We start from the raw sequence: 21154 nt of genomic DNA, 5'->3' as shown, positions 1-21154 counted from the left end.
CATGACACTGCGCCGCGGCCGCCGGCTGGCCATCGACGTCGGGGACGCCCGGATCGGGGTCGCCTCCTGCGACCCCGACGGGGTGCTCGCCACACCGGTCGAGACCGTCCCGGGCCGGGACATCCCCTTCGCCCACCGGCGGCTGCGGCAGCTCGTCGAGGAGTACGAACCCCTCGAGGTCGTGGTCGGTCTGCCCCGCTCGCTCAGCGGGCGGGAGGGGCCGGCCGCGGCCAAGGTGCGCGTCTTCGCGAACGAACTGGCCAAGGGCATCAAGCCGGTGACGGTCCGACTGGTGGACGAGCGCATGACGACGGTCACCGCCGCCCAGGGCCTGCGGGCCTCGGGGAGGAACGCCAAGAAGGGCCGTTCGGTCATCGATCAGGCGGCCGCAGTGGTGATCCTTCAGAACGCTCTTGAGACCGAACGGGTATCAGGTAATCCGCCCGGCGAGTGCGTCGAAGTGGTTGTCTGATCGCGATACGGTAACGTTCCGCGCGATGAGACGGCATTCGAACAGCCGTCGCCCACCTTCACAGAGGCGGAACCGGGTGCCGCGGACGACGGAGTCCGCGGCCTTCGTCTCGCGGCTCTAGGGGACCGATGACTGAGTATGGCCGGGGCGGTGGCTCCGAACCGTGGCACCCCGAGGACCCCCTGTACGGGGACCTGGCGTGGACCGCGCACCAGACCCAGCAGGGCCACGCGCCGTACGGCGGCGCCCCGCAGCAGGACTACCCGCAGGAGCCGCAGTACCAGCAGCAGTACCCGCAGCACCAGGAGTACGTGCCGCAGCAGCACGCGCAGCAGCAGCACGCGCAGCAGCAGCACGCGCACCCGCAGCAGCCGCACGCCGAGCACCTGTACCCGCAGCAGCCGCATCCGCAGCAGCCGCATCCGGAGCAGCCGCACCCGCAGCAGCAGCAGTACCCCCAGCAGCAGGGCGCCTACGCTCCCCAGCAGCCGGTGTACGACTCGCAGGGCTGGGACACCGGCCAGAGCCAGTACGTGGCCGCCGCCGCGCAGAGCGACGCCTACGCCGGCGTGGACCCCTACGCCCAGCAGCCCGTCAGCGGCTATCCCGGTGAGACCCCGGACCTGTACACCACGCCGGACGCCTACCCGCCGCCGCAGCCCCCCGGCCGCCGCCACCTGGAGCCGGAACCGGCCGAGCAGGCCGAGGAGGAGCCGGAGACCGGCCTCCTCACGGGCGGCGGCGACGACGAAGGGGACGGGCCCGCGGACGGCGGCCGCCGCTCGGGCCGCAAGGGCGGCAAGGGAGGCAAGCCCAAACAGCGCAGCGGTACGGCCTGCCTGCTCGCCGCGGTCGTCATCATCGGCGTGGTGGGCGGCGGCGGGTACTACGGCTACACGTACATCAAGGACCGGTTCGCCACGGCCGCGGACTACGCGGGCGAGGGCACCGGCGAGTCGGTCGACGTGGAGATCCCCAAGGGCGCCTCGCTGGCCACGATGGGCAACATCCTGAAGAAGCAGGGCATCGTCGCGAGCGTGGAGGCGTTCACCACCGCGGCGCACGTGAACCCCAAGGGCAAGTCGATCCAGCCGGGCGTCTACCCGCTCAAGAAGAAGATGTCGGCCGCGGCCGCCGTCACGCTGATGACCGACCCCACCAAGCTGAACGTGATCACGGTGCCCGAGGGCAAGCGGAACAGCGAGGTCTACAAGGCGATCGACACCCGGCTCGGCAAGCCCGAGGGCACCACCGAGGCCATCGCCAAGAGCCAGGGCAAGAACCTCGGCCTGCCGGCCTGGGCGGGCAACAACCCGAAGATCATGGACCCGCTCGAAGGCTTCCTGTACCCGGCGCGCTACGACCTCAGCAAGGACACCACGCCCGAGTCGCTGCTCAAGCAGATGATCAAGCAGGCGACGGACAAGTACACCGAGCTGGGCATCGAGGCCAAGGCGAAGGACCTGGGCCTGGAGAACCCGCTCCAGGTGGTCACGGTCGCCAGCCTCGTCAACGCCGAGGGCAAGAACCACGACGACTTCCGGAAGATGTCCGAGGTGGTCTACAACCGCCTCAAGAAGACCAACGACGTCACCAACCAGAAGCTGGAGTTCGACTCCACGTACAACTACCTCAAGGGCACGAGCAACATCAACTTCTCGATGAAGGAGGCGAGGGCGCTCGACCACCCCTACAACACGCACTTCGTCAAGGGACTGCCCCCGGGCCCCATCGGGAACCCCGGCGCGGACGCGCTGAGCGCCACGCTCAACCCCGATCACGGCGGCTGGATGTTCTTCGTGTCGGTCGACGGCACCACGACGACCTTCACCCAGACCTACGACGAGCACCAGAAGCTGGTCGCGGAGTTCCTGGAGCGGCAGAAGCAGAAGAACGGCGGGTAGGCACGGCATGTCACGCACAAGGGCCGCGGTCCTGGGCTCGCCCATCGAGCACTCCCTCTCGCCGGTGCTGCACCGCGCCGCCTACCGGGAGCTCGGCCTCGACCACTGGTCGTACGACCGTTTCGAGGTCGACGAGGCCGCGCTCCCGGGGTTCCTCGCCGGCCTCGGCCCCGAGTGGGCCGGGCTCTCGCTCACCATGCCGCTGAAGCGGGCGGTCATCGCGCTGCTCGACGGCGTCAGCGAGACGGCCGCCTCCGTCGAGGCCGTCAACACGGTCGTCCTGACGGAGGACGGGCGCCGCCTGGGGGACAACACCGACATCCCCGGCATCGTCGCCGCGCTCCACGAGCGCGGCATCGAGAAGGTGGAGTCCGCCGCCATCCTGGGGGCCGGAGCCACCGCCTCCTCGGCGCTCGCGGCGCTCTCACGGGTCTGCGCCGGCGAGGTCACGGCGTACGTCCGCTCGGCGGCCCGCGCCGGCGAGATGCGGCAGTGGGGCGAGCGGCTCGGGGTCCCGGTCCGCACGGCCGACTGGTCGCAGGCGGCCCGGGCGCTGGCCGCGCCGCTGGTGATCGCCACCACCCCGGCCGGGGCCACCGACGAACTGGCCGCGGCCGTACCCGCCGCCGCGGGCACCCTCTTCGACGTCCTCTACGACCCCTGGCCGACCGCCCTCGCCGCCGCCTGGTCGCAGCGCGGCGGCACACTGCTGGGCGGCCTGGACCTGCTGGTCCACCAGGCCGTCCTCCAGGTCGAGCAGATGACGGGACGCCCGGCCCCCCCGCCGGCGGCCCTGAGGGCCGCGGGCGAGAGCGCCCTCAGGACCCGCCACTGAGCCGCTCCGGCCACCGGCCGCGGTGCGCGCCCTGGCGTGCGTCGCCGTCCGACAGCTGGACCGGGGCCGGTGCGGCGACCCGGACGTGGGAGGATCGGGTACGGCGGGTCCGGGCCGCGCACCCGATCGCGCCGTCGCTGTGCCAGGCGCGAGCATGAGGAGCATCGTTGAGCAGGTTGCGTTGGCTGACCGCCGGGGAGTCCCACGGACCGGCGCTGGTAGCGACGCTGGAGGGCCTTCCCGCCGGCGTCCCCGTCACCACCGAGCTGGTGGCCGACCACCTGGCCCGGCGCCGGCTCGGCTACGGCCGCGGCGCCCGGATGAAGTTCGAGCAGGACGAGATCACCTTCCTCGGCGGCGTCCGGCACGGCCTGTCGCTGGGTTCCCCCGTCGCCGTCATGATCGGCAACACCGAGTGGCCGAAGTGGGAGACCGTCATGTCGGCCGACCCGGTCGACCCCTCGCTGCTGAAGGACACCGGCCGCAACGCGCCGCTGACCCGCCCGCGACCCGGCCACGCCGACCTGGCGGGCATGCAGAAGTACGGCTTCGACGAGGCCCGGCCGATCCTGGAGCGCGCCAGCGCCCGTGAGACCGCCGCCCGCGTCGCACTCGGCGCCATCGCCCGGTCCTTCATCAAGGAGGCCGCCGGCATCGAGATCGTCTCGCACGTGGTGGAACTGGCCTCGGCCAAGGCCCCGTACGGCCTCCACCCCACCCCCGCCGACGTCGACAGGCTCGACGCCGACCCGGTGCGCTGCCTGGACGCGGACGCGAGCAAGGCGATGGTCGCCGAGATCGACCAGGCCCACAAGGACGGCGACACGCTCGGCGGCGTCGTCGAGGTCCTGGCCTACGGGGTGCCCGTCGGCCTGGGCTCGCACGTCCACTGGGACCGCCGGCTCGACGCCCGCCTCGCCGCCGCGCTCATGGGCATCCAGGCCATCAAGGGAGTCGAGGTCGGCGACGGCTTCGAGCTGGCCCGCGTGCCCGGATCCCAGGCGCACGACGAGATCGTCTCCACCGCCGAGGGCCTCAAGCGGACCACCGGCCGCTCCGGCGGCACCGAGGGCGGTCTGACCACCGGCGAACTGCTGCGCGTACGGGCCGCCATGAAGCCCATCGCCACCGTGCCGCGCGCGCTCGCGACCGTGGACGTGGCGACCGGCGAGGCGACGGTGGCCCACCACCAGCGCTCCGACGTGTGCGCCGTCCCGGCCGCCGGCATCGTGGCCGAGGCCATGGTCGCCCTCGTGCTGGCCGACGCCCTCGTCGAGAAGTTCGGCGGCGACTCCGTCCCGGAGACCCGCCGCAACGTCCGCTCGTACCTCGACAACCTGCAGATCCGGTGACCGGCGGACCACTGGTCGTCCTGGTCGGGCCCATGGGCAGCGGCAAGTCCACGGTGGGTGCGCTGATCGCGCAGCGGCTCGGCGTCCCCTACCGGGACACCGACGCCGACATCGTCGCCGCCCAAGGCCGGGAGATCGCCGACCTGTTCGTCGACGAGGGCGAGCCGTACTTCCGTGAACTGGAACGGCAGGCGGTCGCCGCCGCCGTCGCCGAGCACACCGGAGTCCTCGCCCTCGGCGGCGGCGCCGTCCTCGACGGCAGCACGCGCACGCTGCTGGCCGGGCTCCCCGTCGCCTACCTGTCGATGGAGGTCGAGGAAGCGGTACGGCGCGTGGGCCTCGGCGCCGCCCGCCCGCTGCTGGCCGTCAATCCGCGCCGCCAGTGGCGCGAGCTGATGGACGCCCGGCGCCCCCTGTACACCGAAGTCGCGCGCGTCGTGGTGGCCACCGACGACCGCACCCCCGAAGAGGTCGCCCAGGCGGTCCTCGACGCTCTGGAGTTGAAGGACGTATGACAGACCAGGTGACGCGGATCAACGTCGGCGCCAGTGCCGGACACGAAGCGTACGACGTGCTGGTCGGCCGGCAGCTGCTCGGCGAGCTCGGCTCCCTCATCGGTACGAAGGCCCGGCGGGTCGCCGTGGTCCACCCCGAGGCGCTGGCCTCCACCGGTGAGGCGCTGCGCGACGACCTGGCCGAGCAGGGCTTCGAGGCGGTCGCCATCCAGGTGCCGAACGCCGAGGAGGCCAAGACGGCCGAGGTGGCCGCCTACTGCTGGAAGGCGCTCGGCCAGTCCGGCTTCACCCGCACCGACGTGATCGTCGGTGTCGGCGGCGGGGCCACCACCGACCTCGCGGGCTTCGTCGCGGCCACCTGGCTGCGCGGAGTGCGCTGGATCGCCGTGCCGACCACCGTCCTCGCGATGGTGGACGCGGCCGTCGGCGGCAAGACCGGCATCAACACCGCCGAGGGCAAGAACCTGGTGGGCGCCTTCCACCCGCCCGCCGGGGTCCTGTGCGACCTGGCCGCGCTCGACTCGCTGCCGGTCCACGACTACGTCAGCGGCCTCGCCGAGATCATCAAGGCCGGCTTCATCTCCGACCCGGTGATCCTCGACCTGATCGAGGAGGACCCGCAGGCGGCCCGCACGCCCGCGGGCCCGCACACCGCCGAGCTGATCGTGCGCTCCATCCGGGTCAAGGCGGACGTGGTCTCCAGTGACCTCAAGGAGTCCGGACTCCGCGAGATCCTCAACTACGGCCACACCCTCGCACACGCCATCGAGAAGAACGAGCGCTACAAGTGGCGCCACGGCGCCGCGGTCTCCGTCGGCATGGTCTTCGCCGCCGAGCTGGGCCGCCTCGCGGGCCGCCTCGACGACGCCACCGCCGACCGGCACAAGGCCGTCCTCGCCTCCGTCGGGCTGCCCCTGACCTATCGCGGCGACCAGTGGCCCAAGCTGCTGGAGACCATGAAGGTCGACAAGAAGTCCCGCGGTGACCTGCTGCGCTTCATCGTCCTCGACGGACTGGGCAAGCCGACCGTCCTGGAGGGCCCCGACCCGGCCGTGCTGACGGCGGCGTTCGGAGAGGTCGCCGCATGAGCCGCCGCGTCCTCGTCCTGAACGGTCCGAACCTGGGCCGGCTCGGTTCGCGCGAGCCCGACGTCTACGGGGCCACCTCGTACGCCGGGCTGGTGGAGAGCTGCCGCACGCTCGGCGAGGAGCTGGGCTTCGACGTCGAGGTCCGCGAGACCAACGACGAGGGCGAGCTCATCCGCTGGCTGCACGAGGCGGCGGACGGGAAGGTCCCGGTGGTCATCAACCCCGGCGCCTTCACGCACTACTCGTACGGGATGCGGGACGCGGCGGCCCAGCGCACCGCGCCGCTGATCGAGGTCCACATCTCGAACCCGTACGCCCGCGAGGAGTTCCGCCACACCTCGGTGATCGCGGCCGTGGCGACCGGGACGGTCGCGGGCTTCGGCATCGGGTCGTACCGCCTGGCGCTGCGCGCCCTCGCGGAGGAGATCGCGGCCTGACCGCCCCGTGAGCGCCGCCCGGCCACGCGTCGGGCGGTGCTGGTGGACGGCCGGACCTCCCGGGTCATATAACGTTCTCGCATCAGTCGCCGGAACGAGACGGAGTGGCAGCGGATGCACCAAGGAGTGGGGGGCGGCGGCGCGGGCTGGGGGCAGTCCGGGCCGCATCCGGGGACGCCTCCGCAGCCGCCGATACCGCCGGCCCAGGGCTGGCCGGGCGCCCCGTCGGCCGGGTACCGGGGACCGCAGGGCCCCCAGGCCGCGCCGCCGTCCTCGCCGCCGTCCGCGGTGGTCCCCGTCCCCGAAGCCACCGGGCACGTCCCGCTGCCGCCTGCGGGGGCGGGCACCGGCGGGGCCACGCTCGCCGTCCTGCTGATCGGCCCGGCCGGCGCGGGCAAGACCACCGTGGCCCGGCACTGGGCGAGCACCCGCCCCGTGCCGACCGCCCACGTCAGCCTGGACGACGTCCGGGAGTGGGTCTGCTCGGGCTTCGCGGACCCGCAGTCGGGCTGGAACGAGCACTCCGAGGCCCAGTACCGCCTCGCCCGCCGCACCTGCGGGTTCGCCGCCCGCAACTACCTGGCGAACGGGATCTCCTGCATCCTCGACGACGCCGTCTTCCCCGACCGCCCCGTGGTCGGCCTCGGTGGCTGGAAGCGCCATGTGGGCCCCACCCTGCTGCCCGTGGTGCTGCTGCCCGGCCTGGAGATCGTCCTGGAACGCAACGCGGCCCGCTCCGGCAACCGCAGGCTCTCCGACGAAGAGGTCGCCCGGATCCACGGTCGGATGGCGGGCTGGTACGGCTCCGGCCTGCCGATCATCGACAACTCCCACCTCGACGTCGAGGGCACCGCCCGCGCCCTGGACGAGGCCCTGGCCCGCGCCATCACGGCCCCCGTGGCCTGGTAGGCGGGGCCCGGGAGCGGCCACCGGGCCGCGGGGCCGGCCCCGGCCGCGGCCACGTCCGGACGCGCTCGCCAGGCCGGATGCGCCCGGCGCTCGTACGCTCGAAGACATGTCAGACGTGTACGCCGCCCGCCGGGGCACGCTTCGCGACCGCTGCGCAGCGGCGGGGAACGCCGCCGCTCTGATCACGCGTCCGGCCAACGTCCGCTACCTTTCGGGGGCTTCCCCGCTGGGCGCCGTCCTGCTCATCGGCCCCGGCGACGACGTGCTGTTCTGCGCCGGCGCGCCCACCGGCGAGGCCGACGAGGGGCGCCTGGACGAACAGCTGCGGGTCTGCGTCCTGGAGGGGCCCGGAGGGGACCCGGCCGTCGCGGCCGGCGACATGGCGGCCGCCGCGCGGGCCGAATCGCTGGCGGTGGAGGAGCACGACCTCACCGTGGCCCGCCACCGCGCCCTGCGCTCCGTGGCGCCGGGGCTGCGCCTGGCCGACCTCGGCGCCGCCGTGGAGCAGCAGCGCCTGGTCAAGGACGAGGGCGAGATCGCCTGCCTGCGGATCGCCGCGGAGATCGCCGACCAGGCCCTCGGCGAGCTGCTGGAATCCATCCTGGTGGGCCGTACCGAACGCCACCTGGCGCTGGAGCTGGAGCGGCGGCTGGTCGACCACGGGGCGGACGGCCCCGCCTTCCCCACCTCCGTGGGCACCGGCCCGCACTCGGGCCGCTCCCGGCACCGGCCCTCGGACCGGCGGGTGGAGGAGGGGGACTTCCTCACCGTCTGCCTCGGCGCCGGCTACCGGGGCTACCGGTGCGAGATCGGCCGTACCTTCGTGATCGGCACCACCCCCGCGGACTGGCAGATCGAGCTCTACGACCTGGTCTTCTCCGCCCAGCGGGCCGGACGCGAGGCGCTGCTGCCGGGCGCCGCCTACCGGGACGTGGACCACGCGGCACGCTCCGTACTGGACTCGGGCGGGCACGGTGAGGGGCTCGCTCCGTGGACCGGACACGGCGTCGGCCTCGAAATCGACGAGGACCCGCAGCTTGCACCTACGGCAATGGGTAAACTGGACGCTTGCGTGCCGGTCACCGTCGAACCGGGGGTTCACCTCCCGGGCCGGGGAGGTGTCCGGATCGATGACACGCTCGTCGTGCGCCCCGAGGCGGACGGCGGTCCCGAGCTACTCACCATTACGACCAAGGAGCTGCTCGCGCTCTAGTCCGCTGCCGGACTGTGCGCGCACCCGTGGTCTTCCAGTGCAGGAGATTCCGCAACCGTGGCTTCCACGAACGACCTCAAGAACGGCATGGTGCTCAAGCTCGACGGTGACCAGCTCTGGTCCGTCGTCGAGTTCCAGCACGTCAAGCCCGGCAAGGGCCCGGCCTTCGTGCGCACCAAGCTCAAGCACGTGCTCTCCGGCAAGGTCGTCGACAAGACCTTCAACGCCGGCACGAAGGTCGAGACGGCCACGATCGACCGGCGCGACATGCAGTTCTCGTACATGGACGGCGAGTACTTCGTCTTCATGGACATGCAGACCTTCGACCAGCTGATGGTCGACAAGAAGGCCGTCGGCGACGCCGCCAACTTCCTGATCGAGGGCTTCACCGCCTCCGTGGCCCAGCACGAGGGCTCGGTGCTCTACGTCGAGCTCCCGGCCGCGGTCGAGCTCGTCATCGAGCACACCGACCCGGGCGTCCAGGGCGACCGTTCCACCGGCGGCACCAAGCCGGCGAAGCTGGAGACCGGCCACGAGATCCAGGTCCCCCTCTTCGTCAACACCGGCGAAAAGGTCAAGGTCGACACCCGTACCAGCGACTACCTCGGCCGGGTGAACAGCTAACCGTGGCTGCCCGGAGCAACGCGCGCAAGCGCGCTTTCCAGATCCTTTTCGAGGCCGACCAGCGCGGGGTGCCCGTGCGCGAGGCCCTCGCGGACTGGATCCGTCACGCCCGGTCGGACGACCGGCAGCCGCCGGTCAGCGCCTTCACGATGGATCTCGTCGAGGGGTACGCCGACAAGGTGAACCGCATCGACGACCTGATCGTCACCTACGCCGTGGACTGGGACATCGACCGCATGCCGGCCGTGGACCGCAACATCCTGCGGCTGGGCGCCTACGAGCTGATCTGGGTGGACGACACCCCGGACGCCGTGGCCATCGACGAGGCCGTCCAGCTGGCCAAGGAATTCTCCACGGACGATTCCCCCTCGTTCGTGAACGGGCTGCTGGCCCGGTTCAAGGACCTGAAGCCGAACCTGCGCCGCGACTAGTTCCCGGTGGTTCGGCGAGACGCAGGGCCCGCAGCGTGCGCGCTGCGGGCCCTGCGTCCTTCTCTGGCACGGCTCCGGACGCCGGAAGACGAAAAACCGGTGGGTGCCGGCCCCCGGGAAGGGGACCGGCACCCACCGGTAACGTTTCTGCTCGGCTGTCGCCCGCAGGCTCAGACGTCCTCGTGCGCCACGGCGCGACGGGCATCCGCATCCAGCACGCCCCAGCTGATCAGCTGTTCGGTCAGGACCGAGGGGGACTGGTCGTAGATGACGGCGAGGGTGCGCAGGTCGTCCTGGCGGATCGACAGCACCTTGCCGTTGTAGTCGCCGCGCTGGCTCTGGATCGTCGCCGCGTAGCGCTGGAGCGGGCCGGCCTTCTCGGCGGGCACGCCCGCCAGGCGCTCCAGGTCCAGGCGCAGCTTCGGCGGCGGCTCGGCCGCTCCGCCCGGAGTCGTGCCCGGCAGCAGTTCCTGCACCGGCACCCCGTAGAAGTCCGCCAGCTCGGCGAGGCGCTGGACGGTCACGGCGCGGTCGCCGCGCTCGTAGGAGCCGACCACCACGGCCTTCCACCGGCCCTGGGACTTCTCCTCGACACCGTGGAGGGAGAGGCCCTGCTGGGTGCGGATGGCGCGGAGCTTGGCCCCGAGCTGTTTGGCGTATTCGCTGGACATAACGCTCCCGGACGCTGTGACGCTGTGACGAATGGACACTGCGACTACGTAACTAGGTAACTACGTGCGGCTCCGCCGCGCGGCTGGTAACTCACTGTGAGGTTACGCAGCGTTACTTGGATGCGTCAAGCCGAATGGTCCCGGCCGCCCCGGGAAGCCGGTCCCGGCAGGCCGCGGCGGCCCCCGCCCCCGTCCCCGGCCGGCCACCCCGTGCCGGGCCACCGGAAACCCCCTGGTACCGTGGGAGGCGTACATCAGACGTCCTTTAAGGTCCGTCCCGTGAGGCGGAGAAGGAGGTCCTTTCCATGGACGCTCAGAACGCAGCCCGCACCGCCGGGCCCACCGATGCCGCCGATGCCGCCGACGCCGTGCGCCCCGTGCTGGAGGCGCAGGACATCGCCCGGGTCCTGACCCGCATCGCCCACGAGATCGTCGAACGCGCCAAGGGCGCCGACGACGTGGTGCTCCTCGGCATCCCCACCCGCGGTGTGTACCTCGCCCGCCGGCTGGCCGCCAAGCTCGAAGACATCACCGGCGCCAAGGTCCCGGTCGGCTCCCTCGACATCACCATGTACCGGGACGACCTGCGCCTGAAGCCCGCCCGCGCGATCGGCCGCACCGAGATCCCCGGCGACGACCTCGACGGCCGACTCGTCGTCCTCGTCGATGACGTCCTGTTCTCCGGCCGCACGATCCGCGCCGCCCTCGACGCCCTCGGCGACCTCGGCCGCCCCCGCGCCGTGCAGCTGGCCGTCCTCGTCGACCGGGGCCACCGCGAGCTGCCCATCCGCGCCGACTACGTCGGCAAGAACCTCCCCACGTCGCTGCGGGAGACCGTCAAGGTCCAGCTCCAGGAGGAGGACGGCCGTGACGCCGTGCTGCTCGGCCAGCGGACCGCCCTGGCCCCCGGGCAGTAGCCCCTCCCACCGCACGGGCCTGCGCCGCAGGTCCGCGCGGACCCGTGCGCTGCCCGGCCGCACGCCGTACCGAGCCCCGCCCCGGCCTGCCCTCCCGTGCCTGCCCTCCCGACCTACGGAGCCACCCAGATGAAGCGCCACCTCATCTCGGCCGCCGATCTCACGCGCGACGACGCCGTCCTGATCCTCGACACCGCCGAGGAGATGGCCCGCGTCGCCGACCGGCCGATCAAGAAGCTGCCCACCCTGCGCGGACTCACCGTCGTGAACCTCTTCTTCGAGGACTCGACCCGGACCCGGATCTCCTTCGAAGCGGCCGCCAAGCGCCTCTCCGCCGACGTCATCAACTTCTCCGCCAAAGGCTCCTCGGTCTCCAAGGGCGAATCCCTGAAGGACACCGCGCTGACCCTGGAGGCCATGGGCGCCGACGCGGTCGTCATCCGCCACCACGCCTCCGGCGCCCCCTACCGCCTCGCGACCTCCGGCTGGATCGACTCCGCCGTGGTCAACGCCGGCGACGGCACCCACGAGCACCCCACCCAGGCGCTCCTGGACGCCTTCACCATGCGCCGGCGCCTGGTCGGCCGCGACGCGGGCCTCGGCAAGGACCTGAACGGCCGCCGGATCACCATCGTGGGTGACGTCCTGCACAGCCGAGTGGCGCGCTCCAACGTGCAGCTGCTGCACACCCTGGGCGCCGAGGTCACCGTGGTGGCCCCGCCCACGCTGGTGCCGATCGGCGTCGAGAGCTGGCCGTGCGAGGTCTCGTACGACCTGGACGAGGTGCTGCCGAAGTCCGATGCGGTGATGATGCTGCGTGTGCAGCGCGAACGCATGAACGCCGCCTTCTTCCCGACCGAGCGCGAGTACTCCCGCCGGTACGGGCTCGACGGCGACCGCATGGCGAAGATGCCCGAGCACGCCATCGTGATGCACCCCGGACCGATGAACCGCGGCATGGAGATCACCGCCGAGGTCGCCGACTCCGACCGCTGCACGGCCGTCGAACAGGTCGCCAACGGCGTCTCGACCCGGATGGCCGTCCTCTACCTGCTGCTCGGGGGCTCCGGGCCCGCCGTCACCACCACCAGCACGCCCCGCATCGAGGAGAGCAAGTAAAGATGAGCAAGATCCTGATCCGTGGCGCGAAGGTACTCGGCGGCGAAGCGCAGGACGTCCTGATCGACGGCGAGACCATCGCCGAGGTCGGACAGAACCTCTCCGCCGACGGTGCGAGCGTCATCGAGGCCGGCGGCCAGGTCCTCCTCCCGGGCCTCGTCGACCTCCACACCCACCTGCGCGAGCCCGGCCGCGAGGACAGCGAGACCGTCCTGACCGGCACCCGCGCCGCGGCCTGCGGCGGCTACACCGCCGTCTTCGCCATGGCCAACACCTTTCCGGTCGCCGACACCGCCGGCGTCGTCGAACAGGTCTGGCGCCTGGGCAAGGAGTCCGGCTACTGCGACGTGCAGCCCATCGGCGCCGTCACCGTCGGCCTGGAGGGCAAGCAGCTCGCCGAGCTGGGCGCCATGCACGACTCCGCCGCCCGCGTCACCGTCTTCTCCGATGACGGCAAGTGCGTCGACGACGCCGTGATCATGCGCCGCGCCCTGGAGTACGTGAAGGCCTTCGGCGGAGTCGTCGCCCAGCACGCCCAGGAGCCCCGCCTCACCGAGGGCGCCCAGATGAACGAGGGCGTCGTCTCCGCCGAGCTGGGCCTGGGCGGATGGCCCGCCGTCGCCGAGGAGTCGGTCATCGCCCGCGACGTCCTGCTCGCCGAGCACGTCGGCTCCCGCGTGCACATCTGCCACCTCTCCACCGCCGGCTCCGTCGAGATCGTCCGCTGGGCCAAGTCCCGCGGCATCGACGTCACCGCCGAGGTCACCCCGCACCACCTCCTGCTCACCGACGAGCTCGTCCGCTCGTACAACGCGGTCTACAAGGTCAACCCGCCGCTGCGCACCGAGCGCGACGTGCTGGCCCTGCGCGAGGCCCTGGCCGACGGCACGATCGACATCGTCGCCACCGACCACGCCCCCCACCCGCAGGAGGACAAGGACTGCGAGTGGGCCGCCGCCGCCATGGGCATGGTGGGGCTGGAGACGGCCCTGTCCGTCGTCCAGCAGACGATGGTGGAGACCGGACTGCTCGACTGGGCCGGCGTCGCCGAGCGGATGTCCTTCGCCCCGGCGCGCATCGGCGCCCTGGAGAACCACGGCCGTCCCGTCTCGGCAGGTGAACCCGCGAACCTCACCCTGGTCGACACCTCGTACCGTGGTGTCGTGGACCCCGCACACTTCGCCTCCCGCAGCCGCAACACGCCCTACGAGGGCCGCGAGCTGCCGGGGCGCGTCACTCACACCTTCCTGCGGGGCCGGGCAACGGTCGTGGACGGGAAACTGGCGTGACACCTGCAGTGATCCAACTGGCCGCCGAGGCCGCGGAGCGACAGTCGGCGGAGGTGACCAGCCTCGGCGCCCGCATCGCGTGGGTCGTCGGCCTGGTCGTCTTCATCGCCTTCGTGTACTGGCTGATGCGGCAGGGCTGGAAATGGCGCGGCGCCCTGCAGAACGACCTGCCGGAACTGCCCACCGCCCCCGACGGGCTCCCCGCGCACCGGCTGGCCCTGACCGGCCGGTACCACGGGTCCACCACCGCCGGGCAGTGGCTCGACCGGATCGTCGCCCACGGTCTGGGCGTCCGCAGCAGGGTCGAGCTCACGCTCACCGACGCGGGCCTGGACGTGGTCCGACCCGGTGCCAACGATTTCTTCGTACCGGCCGCGCAGCTGCGCGGCGCCCGCCTCGACAAGGGGATCGCGGGCAAGGTACTCACCGAAGGCGGTCTGCTCGTCGTCACCTGGGCGCACGGCGACAAGCTGATCGACTCCGGCTTCCGCTCCGACCGCGCGGCCGAGCACCCCGCCTGGGTCGAAGCGGTCAACCTCATGAACCAATCCATCACGACGGAAGGCGCCGAACGATGACGACCTCCACCCGGGGAGCAGCCAAAGCTCCCGCCGTACTCGTCCTGGAGGACGGCCGGATCTTCCGCGGCCGTGCCTACGGCGCCGTGGGGGAGACCTTCGGCGAGGCCGTGTTCTCCACCGGCATGACCGGCTACCAGGAGACCCTCACCGACCCGTCGTACCACCGGCAGGTCGTCGTGATGACCGCCCCGCACGTGGGCAACACCGGCGTCAACGACGAGGACCCCGAGTCCTCCCGCATCTGGGTCGCCGGCTACGTGGTCCGAGACCCCGCCCGCAAGCCCTCCAACTGGCGCTCGCAGCGCACGCTGGACGAGGAGCTCGTCGCCCAGGGCGTCGTCGGGATCTGCGGGGTCGACACCCGCGCCCTGACCCGCCACCTGCGCGAGCGCGGCGCCATGCGCGTCGGCATCTTCTCCGGCGAGGCGCTCGCCTCGGTCACGGACGACGCCGTGCTGCTGGGCAAGGTCCAGGGCGCCCCGCAGATGAAGGGCGCGAACCTCTCCGCCGAGGTCGCCACCAAGGAGGCGTACGTCGTCCCCGCCATCGGTGAGAAGAAGTTCACCGTGGCCGCCGTCGACCTCGGCATCAAGGGCATGACCCCGCACCGGATGGCCGAACGCGGCATCGAGGTGCACGTGCTGCCCGCGACCGCCACGGTCGAGGACATCTACGCCGTCGCCCCCGACGGCGTGTTCTTCTCCAACGGCCCGGGCGACCCGGCCACCGCCGATCACGCGGTCTCCGTCATGCAGGGCGTCCTCGCCCGCAAGACGCCGCTCTTCGGCATCTGCTTCGGCAACCAGATCCTCGGCCGCGCCCTCGGCTTCGGCACCTACAAGCTGAAGTACGGCCATCGCGGGATCAACCAGCCCGTGCAGGACCGCACCACCGGCAAGGTCGAGATCACCGCGCACAATCACGGCTTCGCCGTCGACGCGCCCCTCGACAAGGTCTCCGAGACCCCCTTCGGCCGCGCCGAGGTCTCCCACGTCTGCCTCAACGACAACGTGGTGGAGGGCCTCCAGCTGCTCGACCAGCCGGCCTTCTCCGTCCAGTACCACCCCGAAGCGGCTGCCGGCCCGCACGACGCCGCGTACCTCTTCGACCGCTTCACGTCTTTGATGAACACCGTCCCGATGGAGGCCGAGCGTGCCTAAGCGCACCGATATCCAGTCCGTCCTGGTCATCGGCTCCGGCCCGATCGTCATCGGACAGGCCGCCGAGTTCGACTACTCCGGCACCCAGGCCTGCCGCATCCTCAAGGCCGAAGGCCTGCGGGTCATCCTGGTGAACTCCAACCCCGCGACGATCATGACCGACCCGGAGATCGCCGACGCCACGTACGTCGAGCCGATCACCCCCGAGTTCGTCGAGAAGATCATCGCCAAGGAGCGCCCCGACGCCCTGCTCCCGACCCTCGGCGGCCAGACCGCGCTCAACACCGCCATCTCCATGCACGAGCAGGGCGTGCTGGAGAAGTACGGCGTCGAGCTCATCGGCGCCAACGTCGAAGCCATCAACAAGGGCGAGGACCGCGACCTCTTCAAGGGCGTCGTCGAAGCCGTCAAGGCCAAGATCGGCTACGGCGAGTCCGCGCGCTCCGTCATCTGCCACTCGATGGACGACGTCATCGCGGGCGTCGAGACCCTCGGCGGCTACCCCGTCGTCGTGCGCCCCTCCTTCACCATGGGCGGCGCCGGCTCCGGCTTCGCCCACGACGAGGACGAGCTGCGCCGCATCGCCGGCCAGGGCCTCACGCTCTCCCCGACCACCGAGGTGCTCCTGGAGGAGTCCATCCTCGGCTGGAAGGAGTACGAGCTGGAGCTGATGCGCGACACCAAGGACAACGTCGTCGTCGTCTGCTCCATCGAGAACTTCGACCCGATGGGCGTCCACACCGGCGACTCGATCACCGTCGCCCCCGCGATGACCCTGACCGACCGCGAGTACCAGCGGCTGCGCGACATCGGCATCGCGATCATCCGCGAGGTCGGCGTCGACACCGGCGGCTGCAACATCCAGTTCGCGATCGACCCGGTCGACGGCCGCGTCATCGTCATCGAGATGAACCCGCGCGTCTCGCGCTCCTCGGCGCTCGCCTCCAAGGCCACCGGCTTCCCCATCGCGAAGATCGCGGCGAAGCTGGCCATCGGCTACACGCTCGACGAGGTCCCCAACGACATCACCGAGAAGACGCCGGCCTCCTTCGAGCCGTCCCTCGACTACGTCGTCGTCAAGGCCCCGCGCTTCGCCTTCGAGAAGTTCCCGCTCGCCGACGCCACCCTCACCACCACCATGAAGTCGGTGGGCGAGGCCATGGCCATCGGCCGCAACTTCACCGAAGCCCTCCAGAAGGCCCTGCGCTCCCTGGAGAAGAAGGGCTCGCAGTTCACCTTCGTCGGCGAGCCCGGCGACAAGCAGGAACTGCTGGCCACCGCCGTCCGCCCGACCGACGGCCGCATCAACACCGTCATGCAGGCCATCCGCGCCGGCGCCACCCAGGAAGAGGTCTTCGAATCCACGAAGATCGACCCCTGGTTCGTCGACCAGCTCTTCCTCATCAAGGAAGTCGCCGACGACCTGGCCGCCGCCGACAAGCTCCACCCCGAGCTGCTCGCGGAAGCCAAGCGCCACGGCTTCTCCGACGTCCAGATCGCCGAGATCCGCGGCCTGCGCGAGGACGTCGTACGCGAGGTCCGCCACGCGCTCGGCGTCCGCCCGGTCTACAAGACGGTCGACACCTGCGCCGCCGAGTTCGCCGCCAAGACCCCGTACTTCTACTCGTCCTACGACGAGGAGAGCGAGGTCGCCCCGCGCGAGAAGCCCGCGGTCATCATCCTGGGCTCCGGCCCGAACCGCATCGGCCAGGGCATCGAGTTCGACTACTCCTGCGTCCACGCCTCCTTCGCCCTCAGCGACGCCGGCTACGAGACCGTGATGGTCAACTGCAACCCGGAGACCGTCTCCACCGACTACGACACCTCCGACCGCCTGTACTTCGAGCCGCTCACGCTCGAAGACGTCCTGGAGATCTTCCACGCCGAGTCGCTGGCGGGCCCCATCGCCGGCGTCATCGTCCAGCTCGGCGGCCAGACCCCGCTCGGTCTCGCCCAGGCGCTCAAGGACAACGGCGTGCCCGTCGTCGGCACCTCGCCCGAGGCCATCCACGCCGCCGAGGACCGCGGCGCCTTCGGCCAGGTCCTCGCCGAGGCCGGACTGCCCGCCCCCAAGCACGGCACCGCCACCACCTTCACCGGTGCGAAGGCCATCGCCGACGAGATCGGCTACCCGGTCCTGGTCCGCCCGTCCTACGTGCTCGGCGGCCGCGGCATGGAGATCGTCTACGACGAGACCCGGCTGGAGTCCTACATCGCCGAGTCCACCGAGATCTCCCCGACCCGCCCCGTGCTGGTCGACCGCTTCCTCGACGACGCCATCGAGATCGACGTCGACGCGCTCTACGACGGCACCGAGCTCTACCTCGGCGGCGTCATGGAACACATCGAGGAAGCCGGCATCCACTCCGGCGACTCCGCCTGCGCCCTGCCCCCGATCACCCTCGGCGGCTACGACATCAAGCGCCTGCGCGCCTCCACCGAGGCCATCGCCAAGGGCGTCGGCGTCCGCGGCCTGATCAACATCCAGTTCGCGATGGCGGGCGACATCCTCTACGTCCTGGAGGCCAACCCGCGCGCCTCCCGGACCGTCCCCTTCACCTCGAAGGCGACCGCCGTCCCGCTCGCCAAGGCCGCCGCCCGCATCTCGCTCGGCACCACCATCGCCGAGCTGCGCGCCGAGGGCCTGCTGCCCAAGACCGGCGACGGCGGCACCCTGCCGCTCGACGCGCCGATCTCCGTCAAGGAAGCCGTCATGCCCTGGTCGCGCTTCCGCGACATCCAGGGCCGCGGCGTGGACACCGTCCTCGGCCCGGAGATGCGCTCCACCGGCGAGGTCATGGGCATCGACTCCGTCTTCGGCACGGCCTACGCCAAGTCGCAGGCCGGCGCCTACGGCCCGCTGCCCACCAAGGGCCGCGCCTTCATCTCCGTCGCCAACCGCGACAAGCGCTCGATGATCTTCCCGGCGCGCGAGCTCGTCGCCCACGGCTTCGAGCTGCTCGCCACCTCCGGCACCGCCGAGGTGCTGCGCCGCAACGGCATCAACGCCACCGTGGTGCGCAAGCTCAGCGAGGGCGAGGGCCCGAACGGCGAGAAGACCATCGTCCAGCTGATCCACGACGGCCAGGTCGACCTGATCGTCAACACCCCGTACGGCACCGGCGGCCGCCTCGACGGCTACGAGATCCGCACGGCGGCCGTGGCGCGCAGCGTCCCGTGCCTGACCACGGTCCAGGCGCTCGCCGCGGCCGTCCAGGGCATCGAGGCGCTCGGCCACGGCGACGTGGGCGTGCGCTCCCTCCAGGAGCACGCGGAGCACCTGACCGCCGCCCGCGACTAACAGCTGCCCGAACAGCCCGGACACGGGGAGGGGGACACCGGTTGCACACCGGGTGTCCCCCTTTCCATGAGCGCAGAGGGACCCTCCACGACGATGTACAAACTCTTCTTCAACCTGGTCTTCAAGCGGATGGACCCGGAGCAGGCCCACCACCTGGCCTTCCGCTGGATCCGCCTCGCAGCCCGCACCCCGGTGCTGCGCACGTTCCTCGCGGCCTGGCTCGCCCCCCGCCACAAGGAGCTGCGCACCGAGGCCCTGGGCCTGCGGATGCACGGCCCCTTCGGCCTGGCCGCCGGCTTCGACAAGAACGCCGTCGCCATCGACGGCATGTCGATGCTCGGCTTCGACCACGTCGAGATCGGCACGGTCACGGCGCAGCCCCAGCCCGGCAACCCCAGGAAGCGGCTCTTCAGGCTCGTACCGGACCGCGCGCTGATCAACCGGATGGGCTTCAACAACGAGGGCTCGGCGGCCGTGGCCCGCCGGCTGGCCGCCCGTACGCCCGTCTTCCGCACCGTCGTCGGCGTCAACATCGGCAAGACCAAGATCGTCCCCGAGGAAGAAGCCGTGGCGGACTACGTCGCCTCGACCGAGCGCCTCGCCCGGCACGCCGACTACCTCGTGGTCAACGTCTCCTCTCCGAACACGCCCGGCCTGCGCAACCTCCAGGCCACCGAATCCCTGCGCCCGCTCCTGACGGCCGTGCGCGAGGCCGCGGACCGGGTCGTCACCGACCGCCGGGTCCCGCTGCTCGTCAAGATCGCCCCGGACCTGGCGGACGAGGACGTCGACGCGGTCGCGGACCTCGCCCTGGAACTCGGCCTGGACGGCATCATCGCCACGAACACCACCATCGCGCGGGAGGGGCTGGGCCTGAAGTCCGCCCCGGCCCTCGTGAAGGAGACCGGCGGCCTGTCGGGCGCGCCGGTCAAGGAGCGCTCGCTGGAGGTCCTGCGCCGCCTGTACGCCCGTGTGGGGGACCGGCTGCTCCTCGTCGGCGTCGGGGGCATCGAGAACGCCGAAGACGCCTGGCAGCGCATCCTGGCGGGCGCCGGCCTGATCCAGGGCTACAGCGCCTTCGTCTACGAGGGCCCCTTCTACGCCCGCGCCATCCACAAGGGCCTGGCCGCGCGCCTGGCCGACAGCCCGTACGCGACGCTCGCCGAAGCCGTGGGCGCCGAGACCCGAAAGGCCGCGCAGTGACCGTGACCCCCTTTGGCACCCGTCTGCGCGAGGCGATGGACGCCCGCGGCCCGCTCTGCGTGGGCATCGACCCCCACGCGGCCCTGCTGGCCTCCTGGGGCCTGGAGGACGACATCGCGGGCCTGGAACGCTTCTCGCGCACCGTGGTCGAGGCGCTCGCCGACCAGGTGGCCGTCTTCAAGCCGCAGGCCGCCTTCTTCGAGCGGTTCGGCTCCAAGGGCGTCGCGGTGCTGGAGCGGACCGTCGCGGACGCGCGGGCGGCCGGCACGCTCGTCCTGATGGACGCCAAGCGCGGCGACATCGGCTCGACGATGGCGGCCTACGCCGCGGCCTTCCTGGATCCGTCCTCGCCGCTCTTCTCGGACGCGCTGACGGTCTCCCCCTACCTCGGCTACGGCTCGCTGAAGCCGGCCGTCGACCTCGCCCGCGCATCGGGCGCGGGGCTCTTCGTGCTCGCCCTGACCTCGAACCCGGAAGGCGCGGAGGTCCAGCGCGCGGTGCGGGAGGACGGCCGCACGATCGGCGCGACCATGCTGGCGCACCTGGCGGCGGAGAACGCGGGCGCGGCGCCGATGGGTTCCTTCGGCGCGGTGGTCGGCGCCACGCTGGGCGACCTCTCCTCCTTCGACCTGGAGATCAACGGACCGCTCCTCGCCCCCGGCATCGGGGCGCAGGGCGCGGCGGCGGCGGACCTGCCGGGGGTGTTCGGCAAGGCCGTGCGCAACGTCGTCCCGAACGTGTCGCGCGGCGTGCTCGCGCACGGACCGGACGTCGCGGCGCTGCGCGCCTCGGCGCGGGAGTTCGCGGACGGGATCCGCGAGGCCGTCAGCGGCTAGTGCTCGTGACCGGAACGGTTCGCAGCACCGGAGGATCGTTCGGGCGGGCCGCCGGAGGGGCACTTCGCGCGGCCTGACGAAATTCGACCGGCCTTCACCGGACAAAACCGGGGTATTTTGTCCGTGATGTACGTTTCAGTGGAGGCTGACCAGGACTTTTCGTCCGTTCTCGCTGACTGGAGCCGTGATGGCCGCTAGTCTCCGACCAGAGTGAACGCGCAGCGAAGGAGTTCCATCGCTGTTCGGGAGCTCGCCTGGTGTGGTGCCCTTGGGTTCCCCACCGGTCCGTATCCGACA

Annotated in this window: 20 protein-coding genes; 19 read left to right on the top strand and 1 reads right to left on the bottom strand. The window is 71.6% G+C overall.

The window, feature by feature from the left end; all coding sequences use genetic code 11:
• Position 1: 1 nt before the first annotated feature.
• The 11 genes from ruvX to nusB all read left to right on the top strand — a co-directional run bounded on the left by ruvX (position 2) and on the right by nusB (position 9780).
• The gene (gene ruvX / locus AMK16_RS29020) at positions 2-472 is read left to right on the top strand and encodes a Holliday junction resolvase RuvX (protein WP_073920293.1); all 471 of its coding nucleotides are present in this window, start codon (positions 2-4) and stop codon (positions 470-472) included.
• Positions 473-600: 128 nt separating this feature from the next.
• On the top strand, positions 601-2376 hold the full coding sequence (mltG, locus tag AMK16_RS29015; RefSeq protein WP_073920292.1) for an endolytic transglycosylase MltG: 1776 nt from the start codon (positions 601-603) through the stop codon (positions 2374-2376).
• Positions 2377-2383: 7 nt separating this feature from the next.
• Positions 2384-3211 (top strand): shikimate dehydrogenase, encoded by an 828-nt coding sequence (locus tag AMK16_RS29010; RefSeq protein WP_073920291.1) that lies wholly within the window; start codon positions 2384-2386, stop codon positions 3209-3211.
• A 167-nt stretch (positions 3212-3378) separates the two neighbouring features.
• On the top strand, positions 3379-4563 hold the full coding sequence (gene aroC / locus AMK16_RS29005) for a chorismate synthase (RefSeq protein WP_073920290.1): 1185 nt from the start codon (positions 3379-3381) through the stop codon (positions 4561-4563).
• Positions 4560-5078 carry a shikimate kinase gene (locus tag AMK16_RS29000; protein ID WP_073920289.1) on the top strand — a complete coding sequence of 173 codons (519 nt, stop codon included), beginning with the start codon at positions 4560-4562 and terminating at the stop codon, positions 5076-5078. The genes aroC and AMK16_RS29000 overlap by 4 nt, the downstream gene beginning before the upstream one ends.
• Positions 5075-6166, top strand: coding sequence for a 3-dehydroquinate synthase (gene aroB, locus AMK16_RS28995; RefSeq protein ID WP_073920288.1), 1092 nt, complete (start codon positions 5075-5077; stop codon positions 6164-6166). Before AMK16_RS29000 ends, aroB begins: the two co-directional genes overlap by 4 nt.
• Positions 6163-6603 (top strand): type II 3-dehydroquinate dehydratase, encoded by a 441-nt coding sequence (gene aroQ, locus AMK16_RS28990; protein ID WP_073920287.1) that lies wholly within the window; start codon positions 6163-6165, stop codon positions 6601-6603. Before aroB ends, aroQ begins: the two co-directional genes overlap by 4 nt.
• Before the next feature lie 114 nt (positions 6604-6717).
• Entirely contained in the window at positions 6718-7512 is a 795-nt protein-coding gene (locus AMK16_RS28985; protein ID WP_073920286.1) for an AAA family ATPase, read from the top strand.
• A 106-nt stretch (positions 7513-7618) separates the two neighbouring features.
• Positions 7619-8725, top strand: coding sequence for an aminopeptidase P family protein (locus AMK16_RS28980; protein ID WP_073920285.1), 1107 nt, complete (start codon positions 7619-7621; stop codon positions 8723-8725).
• Between the two features lie 57 nt (positions 8726-8782).
• Complete coding sequence (gene efp / locus AMK16_RS28975; protein ID WP_073920284.1) at positions 8783-9349, top strand: elongation factor P; 567 nt, start codon at positions 8783-8785, stop codon at positions 9347-9349.
• A 2-nt stretch (positions 9350-9351) separates the two neighbouring features.
• Positions 9352-9780 (top strand): transcription antitermination factor NusB, encoded by a 429-nt coding sequence (gene nusB, locus AMK16_RS28970; RefSeq protein WP_073920283.1) that lies wholly within the window; start codon positions 9352-9354, stop codon positions 9778-9780.
• Between the two features lie 170 nt (positions 9781-9950).
• On the opposite strand, the gene bldD is transcribed toward nusB, so the two are convergent.
• Entirely contained in the window at positions 9951-10451 is a 501-nt protein-coding gene (bldD, locus tag AMK16_RS28965) for a transcriptional regulator BldD (protein ID WP_030026184.1), read from the bottom strand.
• Between the two features lie 305 nt (positions 10452-10756).
• Here bldD and pyrR point away from each other — a divergent pair, with 305 nt between their 5' ends.
• The 8 genes from pyrR (at position 10757) to pyrF (ending at position 20857) form a co-directional block, all read left to right on the top strand.
• Positions 10757-11368, top strand: coding sequence for a bifunctional pyr operon transcriptional regulator/uracil phosphoribosyltransferase PyrR (pyrR, locus tag AMK16_RS28960; protein ID WP_073920282.1), 612 nt, complete (start codon positions 10757-10759; stop codon positions 11366-11368).
• A 129-nt stretch (positions 11369-11497) separates the two neighbouring features.
• A complete protein-coding gene (locus AMK16_RS28955) occupies positions 11498-12487 on the top strand; it encodes an aspartate carbamoyltransferase catalytic subunit (RefSeq protein WP_073920281.1) in 990 nt (329 codons plus the stop codon).
• Between the two features lie 2 nt (positions 12488-12489).
• On the top strand, positions 12490-13776 hold the full coding sequence (locus AMK16_RS28950) for a dihydroorotase (protein WP_073920280.1): 1287 nt from the start codon (positions 12490-12492) through the stop codon (positions 13774-13776).
• A complete protein-coding gene (locus tag AMK16_RS28945; protein ID WP_073920279.1) occupies positions 13773-14354 on the top strand; it encodes a PH-like domain-containing protein in 582 nt (193 codons plus the stop codon). Before AMK16_RS28950 ends, AMK16_RS28945 begins: the two co-directional genes overlap by 4 nt.
• Positions 14351-15517 carry a glutamine-hydrolyzing carbamoyl-phosphate synthase small subunit gene (gene carA / locus AMK16_RS28940; protein WP_073920278.1) on the top strand — a complete coding sequence of 389 codons (1167 nt, stop codon included), beginning with the start codon at positions 14351-14353 and terminating at the stop codon, positions 15515-15517. The genes AMK16_RS28945 and carA overlap by 4 nt, the downstream gene beginning before the upstream one ends.
• Positions 15510-18818, top strand: a complete 3309-nt coding sequence (gene carB / locus AMK16_RS28935; protein WP_073920277.1) for a carbamoyl-phosphate synthase large subunit — start codon at positions 15510-15512, stop codon at positions 18816-18818. The genes carA and carB overlap by 8 nt, the downstream gene beginning before the upstream one ends.
• Positions 18819-18911: 93 nt before the next feature.
• Positions 18912-20021, top strand: coding sequence for a quinone-dependent dihydroorotate dehydrogenase (locus AMK16_RS28930; RefSeq protein ID WP_073920276.1), 1110 nt, complete (start codon positions 18912-18914; stop codon positions 20019-20021).
• On the top strand, positions 20018-20857 hold the full coding sequence (gene pyrF / locus AMK16_RS28925) for an orotidine-5'-phosphate decarboxylase (protein ID WP_073920275.1): 840 nt from the start codon (positions 20018-20020) through the stop codon (positions 20855-20857). Before AMK16_RS28930 ends, pyrF begins: the two co-directional genes overlap by 4 nt.
• The last annotated feature ends 297 nt before the right edge of the window (positions 20858-21154 follow it).

The organism is Streptomyces sp. CB00455, from assembly GCF_001905445.1.
Lineage (GTDB): Bacteria > Actinomycetota > Actinomycetes > Streptomycetales > Streptomycetaceae > Streptomyces.
This window is presented reverse-complemented; position numbering and strand designations above follow the sequence as displayed.